The organism is Pseudomonas sp. TE21435 (genome assembly GCF_056279265.1).
This window is the reverse complement of the sequence record NZ_JBWBQZ010000001.1, coordinates 845,235-860,529: the sequence shown is the minus strand read 5'-3', so window position 1 is coordinate 860,529 and position 15,295 is coordinate 845,235. Positions and strand designations below refer to the sequence as shown.

The following is a 15,295-nucleotide window of genomic DNA, read 5'->3' as shown; positions in this document are numbered from 1 at the left end:
CCATGGAATCCAACACCATGCCCAGTGTCACTCCGCCGTCTCACGGCCGTCCCGAACACAGTCAACAAAGCGTCAGCCAACAGTGGCTGGCGATTCTCTCGGTCGCCGTGGGCGCCTTCGCCCTGGTCACCAGTGAGTTTCTACCGGTGGGCGTACTCAACGATGTCGCCAGCGACCTGGGCATCAGCGCCGGCCAGGCCGGCCTGATGGTCACCCTGCCCGGCATCATGGCCGCCCTCGCCGCGCCCTTGCTGTCGGTGGGCATCGGCGCCCTGGACCGTCGCTACCTGCTGATCGGCCTGACGCTGATCATGATCCTCGCCAACGCCGTCGTGGCCTACGCCAGCGACTTCAGCCTGCTGCTGTTCGGCCGCGTGCTGCTGGGCATCAGCATCGGTGGTTTCTGGGCCACCGCCATTGCCCTCAGTGGCCGGCTGGCACCCAAGGGCGTGGGCGTGGCCCAGGCCACCTCGATCATCATGGTCGGCGTGACCCTGGCCACCGTGCTGGGCGTGCCGGTCGGCACCTGGCTGAGTGGCCTGATGGGCTGGCGCATGACCTTCCTGGCTACCGCGCTGGTTGGCGTGCCAGTACTGCTGGCGCAGGTCTTCCTGCTGCCGCGGCTCACCCCCGACAAAGCCATTCGCATCAGCGACCTGCCGGCGCTGTTCGTCAATCCGCAGGCACGGGTCGGGTTGATCGCGGTATTGCTGATCGGCCTGGCGCATTTTGCCGCCTATACCTATGTCGCACCGTTCTTCAAGCAAAGCGCCGGCTTCGATGGGCCGACCATCGGTTCGCTGCTGTTGCTGTACGGCGTGGCCGGGGTGATCGGCAACATCTTCGCCGGTTTCGCCGCCAACCGCAGTGTGCGTCACACCCTGTTGCTGGTCGCCCTGATGATCGGCATCAGCACCGCCCTGTTCCCCTACTTCGCCACCGGCATGACCGGCGCCGCGATGCTGATCGCGCTGTGGGGCTTCGCCTTTGGCGCCTTCCCCGCCTGCGCCAGTATCTGGATGTTCGTGGTGGCGCCCAAGGATGTCGAACGCGGCATGCCGCTGTTCGTCGCCATGTTCCAGGTAATCATCGCCTTGGGCTCGTTCTTCGGCGGGCGCATTGTCGATCAGCTCGGTACCGCGGTGCTGTTGAGCCTGGCCACGGCCCTGGTGGGCTGCGGTTTTGTCGCGGTACTGGTGCTCGGGCGCAACGTCTCCAATCGGATGGCGGCGCAGCCTTGCTGACCAATCGCGGTAGATAACACTGGGCAGCGGCTGCCCTCGGGAGGACACGAGCGGCAAGGCGAACACCTCGATGTGCGGTATGGTTGCACGATCGCTACGGCGTTGCCGATCAACGCCGCGCCCTTCCGGAGACCAGCATGCTGCGTGTTTTTGAACGATGGCTCGACCCCTTCCCGCCTGATGAAATACCACCGCCACCGCTAGGCCTGCTGCGCTTTTTGTGGGCCTGCACGCGTGGCGCGCGCGGGTACATCCTGGCCCTCGCGCTGTTCAGTGCCGGCGTGTCGATCTATGAAGCCTGGCTGTTTTCCTTCCTCGGCCAGGTGGTCGACCTGCTTCCCGCCTGGCAGGCGGGCGGCGCAAGCGAACAGGAAAGCCGCGTGCTCTGGAGCATCGGTATCGTCCTGCTGACCAGTATCGTGCTGGTGACCCTGCGCACCCTGATGCAGCACCAGGTGCTGGCGATCAACCTGCCGCTGCGCCTGCGCTGGGATTTCCATCGGCTGATGCTGCGCCAGAGCCTGTCCTTTTTCTCCGATGAGTTTTCCGGCCGGGTCACCACCAAGGTGATGCAGACCGCGCTGGCCGTGCGCGAGGTGTTGTTCACCCTGATCGAGGTCCTGCCCGGCATCGGCGTGTACTTCATCGCCATCATCGCCCTGGCCGGCGGCTTCGCCCTGCAACTGATGCTGCCGTTCCTGGCCTGGGGTGCCCTGTTCGGGCTGGCCATGCTGTACTTCGTGCCGCGCCTGGGCAAGGTCGGCCAGGAGCAGGCTCATGCGCGGTCGTCGATGACCGGGCGCATCTCCGATGCCTACACCAACATCACCACGGTGAAACTGTTCTCCCATTCCAAACGCGAAGCACACTTTGCGCGGGCGGCGATGGAGGACTTCAAGCTCACCGGCTTTCGCCAGATGCGCCTGGTCAGCCAGTTCGAGATCGTCAACCAGGCGCTGGTGGTCGGCTTGATCCTGGGCGCCGGCGGCTATGCCCTGTGGCTCTGGCACCAGGGCCAGGTCGGCGCGGGCGCCGTGGCGGCGGTCACGGCCATGGCCCTGCGGATCAACGGCATGTCGCACTGGATCATGTGGCAGATGACCTCCCTGTTCGAAAACATCGGCACCGTGCAGGACGGCATGGCCACCCTGACCCGCGGCCCCAAGGTGCAGGATGCGCCCGACGCCGGCACGCTGGTGACCTGCGGTGGCGCGGTGACCTTCGACAAGGTGAGCTTTAACTACAACGGCGAACGCCAGGTGCTCGATGACCTGACCCTGCACATTCGCCCCGGCGAAAAAGTCGGCCTGGTGGGCCGCTCCGGCGCCGGCAAATCCACGCTGATCAACCTGCTGCTGCGCTTCTACGACGTCAACGACGGCGAGATCCGCATCGATGGGCAGAACATCGCCCAGGTCACCCAGGACAGCCTGCGCAGCGCCATCGGCATGGTCACCCAGGACACGTCATTGCTGCACCGCTCCATCCGCGACAACATCGCCTATGGCCGCCCCGAAGCGACCGAGGCGCAGATCCGCAGCGCCGCGGCCAACGCCCAGGCCGATGGTTTCATCAGCCAGCTGAGCGATCGGCAAGGCCACAGCGGTTACGACACCCTGGTGGGCGAGCGTGGCATCAAGCTGTCCGGTGGTCAGCGCCAGCGCATTGCCATTGCCCGGGTGATGCTCAAGAACGCGCCGATCCTGTTGCTCGACGAAGCCACCAGCGCCCTGGACTCGGAGGTTGAAGTCGCGATCCAGGAAAGCCTCGACGACATGATGCAGGGCAAGACCGTCATCGCCATCGCCCACCGTTTGTCCACGATCGCCGCCATGGACCGGCTCATCGTCATGGACGAGGGGCGCATCATCGAACAAGGCAGCCATGCCGAACTGCTCGACAGGAACGGCACCTATGCACGGCTGTGGCGGCATCAGAGCGGTGGTTTCCTGGGTGAGGACCAGGGGCTGGCGGAGGCAGTGGAGTAGCGGCGGGGAAACATCGTGAAAGTCGCGACCCGGAAAAATACTGCCCCCTACCCTCTAGCCACCGACAAGCTGCCCAGCCAGCCAGTCGATGAACGCCCGCACCGGCGGTCGTTCGAGCTTCTCCCTGCGGGCGACCACGTAATAGGCGAAACGCGACGGCCAGGGCCGGTCCAGGGCCACCACCAGTCGCCCCTCGCGCAGGTCTTCCTCGGCATGCTGCGCCTGCACCAGCGCGATGCCCTGGCCACCGACGGCCGCACGCAACAGCAGCAAGTCCTCGTCGAAGCTCGGCCCGCGCCGGCTGCGGCTGTCCGGCACCACGCCGTGGGCCTGCAACCACAGCGCCCAGTCGGCGCGCTCGGCCTCCTGCAGCAGTGGGTATTGCAGGCAGTCCTGCGGCTCGCGCAGCAGCGGCCCGCCGGCGAGCAGGGCCGGGCTGCAGACTGGCAGCAGCACCGGTGCCAGGAAGGGGATCGATTCAAGCCCCGGATAGTCGCCCAAGCCATGGCGCAATGCGATATCGACGCGCCCGCGCTGCAGGTCGACCAGTTGCGCGGTAGCCTCCACGCGCACCTCGATATGCGGATGCAGCGCATTGAAAGCGGCCAGGCGCGGCACCAGCCAGCTGGAGGCGAACGAGGGCTGGGTACTGATGGTCAAGGTACTGGCGCCCACCAACGCGTCCAGGTCCAGCAACGCGCTCTCGATCTCGCCGAAGCCACGCGAGAGGCCCGGGTACAACGCCGCTCCCGCCTCGGTGAGCTGCACGCCATGGCGGCTGCGGGTCAGCAAGCTGACGCCAAGGCGGTCCTCCAGCTGGCGGATCTGCTGGCTGATCGCCCCAGGCGTCACCCCCATGCGCTCGGCCGCAGCCTTCAGGCTGCCCAGGCGAGTGGTTTCGGTAAAAGCGCGCAAGGCGAGCAATGGCAGGACAGCGCCCATAGGGACCCCTTGATTTAGAAAATCTAATTCTGGTGACAGAAGCTATCGTTTTAAATGCGCATACAGCATGCATAGGATAGCGCTCAGGCCAAACAACTTACGTTAGTTTTCCTGAGGTTATCCAGCATGCAAGACCCCTCCCTCGTTCTTTACACCGACAGCTCCCCCAACGGTTTCAAAATCACCATCGCACTGGAAGAGATGGGCCTGCCCTATCACCTGGAACATGTCCGAATCGAGCACGGCGAGCACATGCAACCAGACTTTCTCGCGCTCAACCCGGCAGGCCGCATACCCGTGCTGGTCGACCGTGATGCGGACATCGTGCTGTTCGAGTCCGCCGCCATCCTGCTTTACCTGGCTCAGCTCAGCGGCCAGTTGCTCGATCAGGCAGCGCAGCCCCGCTGGGCCGCGATCACCTGGCTGATGTACCACAGCGCCAGCATGGGGCCCCTGCTCGGCCAGCGCGTGCACTTCGAGTGCTTCGAGGTCACGCCCAACCCGGCGGCGCTGCAGCGCTACCGCAGCCTGACCGAAAGCACCTTCGAAACGCTCGACCAGCACCTGGCCAGCCGCTCGTGGCTGGCTGGGGACGCTTATTCGATTGCCGACATCGCCACCTTCGCCTGGCTGCATATAGCAGCCCTTGTGAGCTTTGATTTCAGCGCCCACCGCCACCTGACGCGCTGGTACCGGCAGGTCGAACGGCGCCCGGCCGTGCAACGCGGTATCCGCCTCCCCGCCCCGGCCACCGGCCCGTGAACACGCTGACCCAAGGAGCAGTCATGAACACCACCCCGAGCACCTGTGGCGCCGACGCCGATGCCTTCCGCGAGCATCCCGGCTACCGGCGCATGTTCGCCCCCGACACACTGACGCTGGGCATCTTCATGCCACTGCGCTTCTATGACGGCGATATGCGCGTGCTGTCCGGCCAGGCGCGCCTGGTCGGCAAGATCGACCAGTTGGGTTTCGCGGCGGTCTGGGTGCGTGACGTGCCGTTGTTCGACCCGCACTTTGGCGATGCCGGGCAGGTCTTCGACCCATTTGCCTACCTCGCCTATCTGGCCGCCCATACCGAACGCATCGCCCTGGTGACCGGCAGCACCGTCTTCCCCTTGCGCCACCCCATCGACCTGGCCAAGGCCGCGGCCACCCTCGACAACCTGTCGGGCGGGCGCCTGGTGCTGGGTATCGCTTCGGGGGACCGGCCCGTAGAGTTCCCGGCCTACGGCCTGGACCACGATAGCCGTGGCGAGCGCTTTGCCCAGGCGTGGACTACTTCCGTCGGCTGCTGGCCCAGCAACCTGGGCCGATCGACTCACCGCTGGGGCAACTGCACGGCGCCCGCCTGCTGCCCGCGCCGATCTGCGGGCGCATCCCGCTGGTGATGACCGGTTCTTCGCGGCAAAGCCTGCAGTGGCTCGGCGAGCATGCCGATGGCTGGCTCACCTACCCGCACGCCACCCACGACAGGCACGGGCCGCTGCGCCTGGCGGCAAAAGTCCGCGCCTGGCGCGAAGCGATACCCGGTGGCGGTTTCCGCCCGCACATGACCAATGAATGGATCGACCTGGACGACGACCCGCACTTTCCCCGAACGCCCCTGCAGGGCGGTTACGTACTGCGCACAGGGCGCCATGGGCTGGTCGAGCTGCTGGAGGAATGGCGCGCGGCCGGGGTGAACCACGCCGCGCTGGGATTGCAGATGGCCAGGCGTCCGGCGCAGGACATCATCCAGGAGCTGGCCGAGGAGGTATTGCCATTGTTTCCGACGCTGCCAGGGCCGCAGCCTCATTCACAAAGCTGGTAGCGCCAGGCAGCCGCAGAGCCTGTCCATCGCGGTATGTCGGGTGGCCTCGGCTGTGGGCCCCACCCGACCTGCCCGACGTGGGTCAGAATGCGTAGACCAATGTCGCCGTGGCGCTGCGCGGGGTGCCGTACCACCCGCGCCCACCGATCGCAGAGTAGTACTTCTCATCCAGCACGTTGTTGAGGTTCAAGGCGACGCTGGTCTGCGGCGTGAACGCGTACTGCGCCATCAGGTCGACCACACTGAAGGCGCCCTGGGTGAACGTCTCCTTGTTCGGGCCGGCGTTCTTCTTGTACTCCATGCCCTGCCAGCGCACGCCGCCGCCAATCTTCAACTGTGGCAAGGACTGCAGTTGGTAACTGGTGAACAGCTTGAAGGTATCGCGCGGTACTTCGGTGAGCAGGCGCTTGCCATCGGAATCCTCGGCCTGGGCATAGGTGTAGCTGGCGGAAACCTGCCAGTCAGGCAGGATCTGCCCCGCCATTTCCATCTCGAAACCACGGGTCTTGGTGCCAGATTCGGCGCGGTAGGCCTGGTCGCCGTTTGGTGCCAGCTTGTCGCCATCGGCCACGGCCAGGTTGTCCTGCTGCACCTCGAAGACACTGAAGGCGGTGGTCAGGCGCTTGTCCCAGAACTCGCTCTTGATACCCAACTCGTAGTTCACGCCCTCCAGCGGCTCGATGTAGCCGCCACTGGCATCCTGCCTGCTCTGCGGCTTGAAGATCGCGGTATAGCTGGCGTACGCCGACCAGTTTTCGGCGAAGTCGTAGACCAGCCCCACGTAAGGCGTGACAACCCCGGTTTCGCTGCGCGAGGTGCGCGTGGTGGCGCCGCTTGACAGAGTGGTCCCGGTTTCGTCGCGTTTCCAGTCGATCACCCGTGCGCCGGTGATCAGCGACAGCTCATCGGCCAGGCTCCAGCGTACCGACGCCACCAGGCCGTCCTGGGTTTCGTCCAGCGCATCTTGCGAATACTTGTTGTGGATGGCGTCCGGAATCGCCAGCGAACCGTCCCAGGTATGAATGTTGTCGATAGGCTGGCGTCGTCCATAGCTGGTAACCGGGATTACGGTAGTAGGCCCGGTAGTGACTGGCGCCGAGGTACGCTTGATGCTCGCGGGAAAGCAGCTCGAACGGGCCGCTGGCGGACAGGTCGAACGACGTCTGCCGGGGCTCGCCCGCCCAACGCCCGGTCCAGGTGCTGATACCGCTGCCATCGGGCTTGACGCTACCGGCGGCGGCGGTGGCGAAGGTGTCGTCATAGCTGCGGCGACTGTGCTCGGCATTCAGTTTCAACTGCCAGCCGTTGTCCAGCTGGTGTTCCAGCGTGGTGAACAACGTTTTCGTGCGGCGCTTGTGGTAGCTCCAGTCCGAGGCCGAGTTGAACGAACGCGACGGATTGAAGTGGCTGCCATCGGAGTTGTACATCGGGAAGCCGTGGTTGCCTGCGCCGTCGTTGTCCATCTCCTGGTACTCGGCGCCCACGGTCAGCATCGTGCTGTCGGTGACATCCCATTCCACCACCCCGTAGGCCACCTGCCTCTCCAGCGACTGACGATCGACATGGCTCTGGCTGTCGGTGGTCGACGCCACGAAACGCCCACGCACATGGCCGCTCTCCGACAGTTTGCCGGACAGGTCCAGCTCGGTGCGGTAGCTGTCCCAGGAGCCCGCCTTGAGGGTCAGCTTGCGCTGCGTCTCGAGGGTCGGTTTCTTGCGCACCAGGTTGATGGTGGCGCCGGGGTCGCCGGTCCCCGACATCAGGCCGGTGGCGCCGCGCACCACCTCGACCCGGTCGTACGACACCATGTCGGCCAGGTCGTCGCGAAAGCCGAAGGTATCGGGGCGGTTGACGCCATCGACCTGGATGCTGCCGACCTGGAAGCCGCGCACATAGATATGGTTGGCGTCGCTGCCGGCCGGGCCCATGCTGTCAACGACCACGCCCGGCGTCTGCTCGAGCACCTGGGTGACATCTGTGAGGTTCTGGTCCTCTATCTGCTGACGGGTCACCACACTGACCGACTGCGGCGTCTCGCGTGCCGACAGGCGCAGGCCGGTCGCGGTGCTGGCCGAGCCTGTGGTATAGCTGCCGGTACCTTCGGTAGTGCTGCCCAGACCCAGAGCGTCGATGCTGGTCGCGCCGAGTTCGACCGCGCCGTCGTTGTGCACCTTGCTCAGCACATAGCGCTTGTCGCCCACCTGCTGCACGCGCAGTCCCGATCCCTGCAGCAACTCGGAGAAACCTTGCTCCAGTTCGAAGCTGCCGTGCAGCCCCGAGGAATGCAGCCCGCTGGTTTCGTCATTGCTGAAGCTGATGGTCACGCCGCTGGCGGCGGCGAACTGGCTGATCGCGGAAGCCAGGCTGCCGGCCGGGATATCGTAGCGCTGCGCGGCGGCCCAGGCGGTCGAGGTCGCCAGCGCGGCGCCGCAAAGGCTCAGTGCGAGGGTCGCCTGACGAATACTGCAGGCTAGCGAGGTACGGCGTGCGGACATGAAAAAGGGTTCCTGTTTCGGGTTGGCTTGGGCACGCTTGATGCGCGCGCCCTCAAGAGCCGAAGCAGCGAAGGAAATCTGCTACCCCAAATGCGAAAAATTCTCGAATGTTTGAGAACAGATGAAATTTCACCCACTCTTCCCAGCGCGGGCCTCCACGATTGTGGGCCCCTACCCCTTGCCGATTGGCTCCAGGCGCACCCAGTAGCGCGTCATGCGCCGTGCGCGAACCGGCAACGCGTCTTCCAGGCTGGCCAGGGCGACGTCGGTGTCGTCCAGGTTGAATGCGCCAGACAGGCGCAAGCCCGCAACCTCCCCGGCGCAGCCGAAATATCCGGGGCGGTAGCGCGCCAGCTCGTGGACCACCTCGTCCAGGCGCCAGTCGACACTGACCAGCATGCCCTCGGCCCAGGCCTGGCCACCGGGGGCCAAGGGTTGCAGGGGGCCGATGTGGTCGGCGGCAAAACTCAGGCTGTACCCGCTGTCGATACGCACCACCTGCGACGCCCGGCTGGGCCGCACCTCCACGGCATGGGCGGCCACCGCCACATGGCTCACGTCGTTGTCCTGACGCACGCTGAAGCGGGTACCCAGGGCCAGGATGTCGCCTGCCATGGTGCGCACGCTGAATGGCCGCGCATCCTTGGCGGTTTCCACCAGGATCTCGCCGCGCTGCAGCTGGATCAGGCGTTGGCCCGCGTCGTAGCGAACATCGACACGGCTGTCGGTGTTGAGGTCCAGGCGTGTGCCATCGGCCAGGGTCAGTCGGCGGCGCTCGCCGATCCGTGTCGCATAGTCGGCACTCCAGGGCGAAGCCCGGTACCCCTGCCAACCAACGGCCCCGACGCCGAGCAACAGCGCCAGTGCCTTCACGGCATGGCGCCGGTCGCGCCGGGCGTTCTCCAGGGTCTGCGCCGCGCCGCGGGGGGCGCTGCCCAGGCGGCCTTGCAGTTGCTCCAGGCGCGCCCAGGCTGCGGCGTGGCGAGGGTCGGCCATGCACCAGGCTTGCCATGCGGCGCGGGTGGCGTCATCGACACTGCTGTCATGCAGGCGCACATACCAGTCCACCGCGGCGCTGAGAATGGCCTTCATGCGTCCTCGACCAGCAGGCAATGCATCAGCGCGCGGGCCAGGTGCTTGCGCACGGTGCTCACCGAAACACTCAGGCGTTCGCTGGTCTTCTCGTAGCTCAGGCCATCGAGTTGCACGGCGAGAAACACAGCCCGCGTGCGCGGGCCAAGCCCATCGAGCATACGGTCGATGGCCATCAGGGTATCGAGGATCGCGGCGTGGGTTTCGGCCGAGGGCGCATAACGCTCCGGCTGCTGCGCCAAGGCTTCGAGATAGGCGCTTTCCAGGCTGCGGCGGCGGTAGAGGTCGATGGTCAGCCCACGCGCGATGGTCGCCAGGTAGTGCCGCGGCTCCTTGAGGGTGCCGGCGGTGCGCGCCAACAGCACCCGGATGAAGGTGTCCTGGGCCAGGTCCGCGGCATCGGCGGAGTTGTTCAGACGCTGGCGCAACCAACCGTGCAGCCAGCCGCTGTGCTCACGGTACAGTGTTTCCAGGCCGGTGTGCGCAGTGCCATCGGGAACAACGGTGGACATCACGCCTCCCTAAAAAGATTACCAGGTGCAAATAAGAACTTGTCTCAAGTGTACTCAGTGAGGGAGGAATTGGGAATGCTGGCATGTGAAAGGGGTCGCAGGGATTGAAGTCCGCCATAGGCCCTGGTGGGGTCTGGGCATAGCTGGATGTTTGGGCGAGCGCAAAGCTAGGCAACGAGGACTTTGCTAGTCTCGAAAGGCTCCCGGAGGGCGGTCGAACCAGCGCTTGAAGGCACGGTGGAAAGTGCTGGTATCCCTGAACCCCAGCCGCTCGCTGACCGTCGCCACGGGCAGCCCCTGGCGAATCAGCTCCGCGGACAACTCGCGACGTACCTCCGCCACCAGCGCGCTGAAACTGGTGCCCTCTTCCTTCAAGCGTCGGTAGAGCGTGGTGCGACTGACGTGCAACGCCTGGCAGGTTGGCTCGATGCTCATGGCATCGGGCAGGCTTGCGAGAATCAAGCGACGCACCGTGCCGACAAGCGTATCTGCGTCTTGCAGCTGCGCGAGTGTCGCCCTTGCACGAGCCTCCAGCATCTGTCGCAGGTAGTCGCTGGCGCCGAGAATGGGATGCTGCAGGAAGTCGCGCGGCAGGTGGAGGCTGTTTCTCTCGCTGTCGAAGCGCAGCTCGCTGCCGAACAGCTCGACATAGTGCGCATGGTAGGCCGGGGATGGGAAAGCGAACTCGCAGGCCAAAGGCCGCAGCTCTACGCCGGTCATCTCCCGGCTCCAGCGCAGCACTGCACTCATGCTGCGCTCGATGGCGGCCTGCGGGTAGGTTTTGCCGGGGGCGAAGGTGATCTCCAGCACCAGAGCATCTGCCGTTTCACTGTACTGCCAGCTCTCCGAAGGGTTCATCAGCGCGATATGCCGCTGGAACACTTCCAGCGCCTCGCTCACCCGGCTGCATTGGCACAACCAACTAGCCAGCACGCCATGCGTGGCGGGGTTGAAGGTCTGCCCGATCAGCAGGCCGATATGCGGCAAATGCGTGTTGTTCGCGGCGAACTGCCACAGCGCCAGTAACTGGGTCTCGTCGACACGCTGCTCCTGGATCGGCGATGCCGCAGCCCCCTGGTCGAGAAGTTTGGCACCCTCCACTCCGGCCTCCCGCAACTGGGTTGCAGTGACCACGCCGAGATTCAGCAACTGGTCGTGCAGATCCAGCACTGCGACGGCCGATACGGTGGTACTTCTGACCATCGGGCCTGCTCTTGGTAATTGCTTGGGTAACGACTCTAACGCACGGTGCAGAGTGGCGGCCAGCCGTCGGCCGTGCAAGTGCAGGTTGCAACCAAAAGCCATGCAGGTTGAACCGCAGAGCCATGGCCAGCCGTCATCGGACTGCCTAGCATCGACGACACGACCATGGCACAGGAAGACCTGCTATGCCCGAGCACAGAATCGCATCGTTAAGCGCCTTGCGCGCACTGATTCCGCCACCACCGGCGATGATGCACAAACGCCTGCAGCGCAGGTTGGATGGGCACTGCCTGCTGATGATCCGCCAAGCGACGGTTTGCGCCGTAGGCTTCGCCGACCCGCGGTTAGATATCGAGTACCTCGATTTGCGCCACCATCCAGTGTTACGGGCCGAGGGCCAGGACATCCTGCTGCCCTGGCCGGCAGACAAAGCGATCTCACAGCAGCCGATAGAGGAAATGGCCTGCAGTCTGTATTTCATCCTGCCCGGCGTGGGGTTCAGCCTGCGCGCCAATGGCCGGTGCTCTCTGCGAGCCGGAAAGCTGTTGGAGTTTCGCGCCGAGGCGCTGTTCCTGCACTGTTCGCGAGCCAAGGTACGCGCCGATTTCTGGAGGGCCAGAGCGTACACGACACCTTTTTTAGCTGACACAGGGCAGGCCTTGTCCGAGCCAGCGCAGGCCTTTATCGCCGCCTCGCCGTACCTGCTGATGCTCACGCAGCGCCAGACCGACGCCACCGAGATGTCGCCACGAGGTGACCCGGCTGGTTTCGTCCAGGTACTGGATCGCCACACTCTGCTGGTACCGGAACGCCCCGGCAACAAGGTTGCCTGCAGCCTGAGCAATATCCTCGTCGATGGCGCCTTGCGCCTGTCCTTCCTTCAGCCCGGCGCCGACACGGTTTTATCCGTGGCCGGACGCGCCTGGTTGAACAGCGACTCGAACTTGCTCGCCCCACTGGCAATCAACGGCAAGCCACCTCGGGTCGCTACCGTCGTGAACGTCGAGCGCTATCGCTTCCAGCACTGCCCAGAACTGCTGGCCGCGGGCTTGTGGGATCGCGCAACACACCTGGACGAAAGGCAGATTCCAGCCTTTTCCAAGATGCTGTCCGAGCACATGAACGGTACGGGCCTGTTAGGCAAGGCCACCAGCCTGGTGGTCGATGCGGTGGTCAAGCATGACCTGCGCCATCTCTACTGAGGTGGCGGGGTAGGCGACGGTTTAAGTGCCCTTCTGTACCTTGCCCAGCCGGATGCTTATTGCTATCCGTCAGCATCCGAATCCGCTGCGCTTTCTAGCGAGGTTCTGCTCTAGCCGGTCATGTAAGCATTCGACTGACGGGTATTGGCCGGTTCAGGTCATCCACGAACGAGCGCAAAGGGTCGAAAACAGCCGGTCGCGACTGGCTGCTATCGACCCATAGCTGCCAGTTGCGGCTTAGAACGTTCCGCGCAAGGTCAGCATGTAGTTGCGCGGAGCCCCATACCAGTTGCCGCCCGCTGTGGAGTCCACCGTCTGGTAGTAGGTCTTGTCGAAGAGGTTGTTGGCATTGACCTGCGCAGTCCAGTTCGAATCTATTCGGTATTCGACCAGTCCATTCCACACCGCATAACCAGGCTGTTCGAAGGAATACGCTTCTGCACTGCTGAGCCCCCCGTTGGGCAAACGTTGCTGGACCGTGCCGGTCTTGTAGCTGTCGCTCTGGATGGTCGCGCCTACTCCCACCTTCCAGCGCTCGAATTCACCCGGCAGCTGATAGGTAGTGAACAGCTTGAACAGGTGCTTTGGCGTCTGCGAGCTCGTGGGTTTGCCGTTGTTGCCGGTGTTGTTACCGACACGCTGTTCGTTGAAGTTCAAGGTATAGCCGACCATGGCCTGCCAGCCTGGGGCCAGTTCACCGGAAATCTCGCTGTCCAGCCCCTTGCTGATCGCTTCACCAGAGGCGTCATAGAAGCCGTTGCCCATGCTCACCGCTTCGTTCAGGCGTTTGGTGTAGTACAGCGCCGAAGAGAGGTTCAGCCGCCCGTCGAACAATTCGCCTTTGGTACCGAACTCATAGGTCTCCCCTTCGATGGGGTCCAGGGGGGAACCGCTGAGGCTCTTGTAGGCGGTCTGGGGCTGATAGATCTCGGCGTAGCTGGTATAGAGCGACCAGTGCTCGCTCACATCCAGCACGAGCGAGCCGAACGGTGTGATGACGCCGCGGTTGCTTTCCTTGACCGGGGTATCCATGTTGAAGCTCGGCACGACGGTACGCACGTAATCCCGGTAGTCGGAATAGCGCGCGCCGAGGGTCAGGTGCAGCGGTTCGGCCAGTTGTGCCTTGAAGGTAGTGTAAACCCCGGATTTACGCTGATTCCAGTCCGGGTTGTAGTAGTAGATCCCGGGCTTGGCGGGCTTGGGCATCGAGCCGGCATCATCCGCGAGGGGGTCGAAAGGCACGTTGATATCGCTGACTGCCCGTAGATCGGAGTGATCAGAGTAGGTACGTTTCACCTCGGAATAATCACCACCTACCAACCACTCGTGTTGCAGGCCGAAGGCTTCGAACTGCCCGGCCAGGTTGATATCGAACAGGTCCTGTTCGTTGGTGTAGCCACGGATGAAGCGCGAGAACGTGCCTCCATCGGCTACGCCCTGGGTGATCGAGGACTTCACCTCGCCAATGTCCTGAGTCGAATCGAACTTGGTCTTGGTGTAGCTGCTGTTGATCTTCCAGTTCTCATTCAGCGCGTGCTCGACCTTGGCGAAGTACTCGGTGCGCTTGTAGTTGTTCGACGACCAGTCGGCCGCCAGCGACGTGCTGCGCGAGGTGCCCAGCGGTGTGCCATCCTTGTAGCGCACCAGCCCCCGGTCCCAGTAGCCGTCCATGTCACGCCACTCGTAGGTGCTACCCATCGTCAGCAGTGTATCGGGCGTCAGGTCCGCTTCCAGGGTGCCGAAAACGACGTGTTTTTCGCTGTCGGCATTGTCGTAGAAATACTGCTTGTCCTCGAACGACACGGCCACTCGGCCCCGAAGGGCGCCGTTGAAGGCCAGTGGGCCGGTGAGGTCGACCTCGCTGCGGTAGTTGTCCCAGCTACCGGCAGACTGGCTGACTTTCACCTGGTTGTACGGCAGCGCGCGCTTGCGTACCAAGTTGATGCTGCCCCCCGGGTCGCCGGTACCACCGAACAGGCCGTCGGAGCCGCGCAGCACTTCGACATGGTCGAACGCCGTCATGTCCGGCAGCGTGTCGTAGGCTTCGTTGCGCAGCATCGGCGCGCCGCTGTCTACCTGGATGCTGCGAATGACGAAGCCGCGGGAATAGATTTCGTTCTTCGAGTCATTGCCACCGACCACGGTGATGCCGGTGGTCTGGTCGAGCACCTGGGTCAGGCTGGTGAGGTTCTGGTCCTGCATGCGCTGCTGGGTCATCACCGACACCGACTGCGGCGTTTCGCGCAGGGTTTTCTGGGTCTTACCGCCGATGTTGGCGGTGCCGATGGTGTAGGAACCAGTGCCCTCGGTGTTCGCGCCCAGGCCGACACCGACAACGCTGGTCGGGTCCAGCGCCACAGTACCTTGAAAAACCGGCTCTATAGGTACTAGGCGATAGCCGTTCGCGTCCTGGCTCACCGCCTGCAACCCGCTACCCGCTAGTACGCGCTGCAAGGCCTGGTCGCGATTGAAGCTGCCCTGCAGGCCCGCACTGTGCTTGCCCGACAGGTCGGCGGACGCGAAGGCAATGTTGAGCCCGGTGGCGCGACTCAGTTCAGTGAGCACGGCGTCCAGCGTACCGGCAGGGATTGCCAGGTCATAGGTGGCGTTGTGGTCGGCGGAGGGAGCGGCCAGAACCAGCGGCGGCAAGGCACCCAGCCCGAGGCTGGCACATAGCACGGCGTGGCGAACGGCAATGCGAAGGGAAGACTGTCGGGACACGTGAGTTCTCGTTGGCAATTGAGTTGTTCTGCCTTGTATGCCGGGTGAAATGAAAAAACCCTTCACGCGCCGAGAACTTTTTT

The 15,295-nt window shown here is 64.2% G+C and carries 9 protein-coding genes and 2 pseudogenes; 5 read left to right on the top strand and 6 right to left on the bottom strand.

The window, feature by feature from the left end; all coding sequences use genetic code 11:
* Nucleotides 1–17 precede the first annotated feature (17 nt).
* A complete protein-coding gene (locus tag ACZ9C1_RS03900; RefSeq protein ID WP_102684034.1) occupies nucleotides 18–1,244 on the top strand; it encodes an MFS transporter in 1,227 nt (408 codons plus the stop codon).
* A 137-nt stretch (nucleotides 1,245–1,381) separates the two neighbouring features.
* On the top strand, nucleotides 1,382–3,232 hold the full coding sequence (locus ACZ9C1_RS03895) for an ABC transporter ATP-binding protein (protein WP_476253619.1): 1,851 nt from the start codon (nucleotides 1,382–1,384) through the stop codon (nucleotides 3,230–3,232).
* Between the two features lie 54 nt (nucleotides 3,233–3,286).
* Here ACZ9C1_RS03895 and ACZ9C1_RS03890 read toward each other — a convergent pair whose 3' ends face one another.
* Nucleotides 3,287–4,174, bottom strand: coding sequence for a LysR substrate-binding domain-containing protein (locus tag ACZ9C1_RS03890; RefSeq protein WP_476253618.1), 888 nt, complete (start codon nucleotides 4,172–4,174; stop codon nucleotides 3,287–3,289).
* A 126-nt stretch (nucleotides 4,175–4,300) separates the two neighbouring features.
* Between ACZ9C1_RS03890 and ACZ9C1_RS03885 the strand changes: the two genes are divergently transcribed.
* Nucleotides 4,301–4,936 (top strand): glutathione S-transferase family protein, encoded by a 636-nt coding sequence (locus tag ACZ9C1_RS03885; protein ID WP_476253617.1) that lies wholly within the window; start codon nucleotides 4,301–4,303, stop codon nucleotides 4,934–4,936.
* 23 nt (nucleotides 4,937–4,959) lie between these two features.
* Nucleotides 4,960–5,987 (top strand): annotated as a pseudogene (locus ACZ9C1_RS03880) (LLM class oxidoreductase).
* Between the two features lie 82 nt (nucleotides 5,988–6,069).
* On the opposite strand, the pseudogene ACZ9C1_RS03875 reads toward ACZ9C1_RS03880, so the two are convergent.
* From ACZ9C1_RS03875 to ACZ9C1_RS03860, 4 genes and pseudogenes are all read right to left on the bottom strand, one after another.
* Nucleotides 6,070–8,482 (bottom strand): annotated as a pseudogene (locus ACZ9C1_RS03875) (TonB-dependent siderophore receptor).
* Between the two features lie 171 nt (nucleotides 8,483–8,653).
* Nucleotides 8,654–9,574 carry a FecR domain-containing protein gene (locus tag ACZ9C1_RS03870; RefSeq protein WP_277503637.1) on the bottom strand — a complete coding sequence of 307 codons (921 nt, stop codon included), beginning with the start codon at nucleotides 9,572–9,574 and terminating at the stop codon, nucleotides 8,654–8,656.
* Nucleotides 9,571–10,086, bottom strand: coding sequence for a sigma-70 family RNA polymerase sigma factor (locus ACZ9C1_RS03865; protein WP_139670749.1), 516 nt, complete (start codon nucleotides 10,084–10,086; stop codon nucleotides 9,571–9,573). The genes ACZ9C1_RS03870 and ACZ9C1_RS03865 overlap by 4 nt, the downstream gene beginning before the upstream one ends.
* A gap of 186 nt (nucleotides 10,087–10,272) precedes the next feature.
* Nucleotides 10,273–11,289, bottom strand: coding sequence for an AraC family transcriptional regulator (locus ACZ9C1_RS03860; RefSeq protein ID WP_277503636.1), 1,017 nt, complete (start codon nucleotides 11,287–11,289; stop codon nucleotides 10,273–10,275).
* A 185-nt stretch (nucleotides 11,290–11,474) separates the two neighbouring features.
* On the opposite strand from ACZ9C1_RS03860, the gene ACZ9C1_RS03855 reads away from it, so the two are divergent.
* Entirely contained in the window at nucleotides 11,475–12,491 is a 1,017-nt protein-coding gene (locus tag ACZ9C1_RS03855; protein ID WP_277503635.1) for a PNPOx family protein, read from the top strand.
* Between the two features lie 237 nt (nucleotides 12,492–12,728).
* Here ACZ9C1_RS03855 and ACZ9C1_RS03850 read toward each other — a convergent pair whose 3' ends face one another.
* Nucleotides 12,729–15,212, bottom strand: coding sequence for a TonB-dependent siderophore receptor (locus ACZ9C1_RS03850; protein ID WP_476253616.1), 2,484 nt, complete (start codon nucleotides 15,210–15,212; stop codon nucleotides 12,729–12,731).
* Nucleotides 15,213–15,295 lie beyond the last annotated feature (83 nt).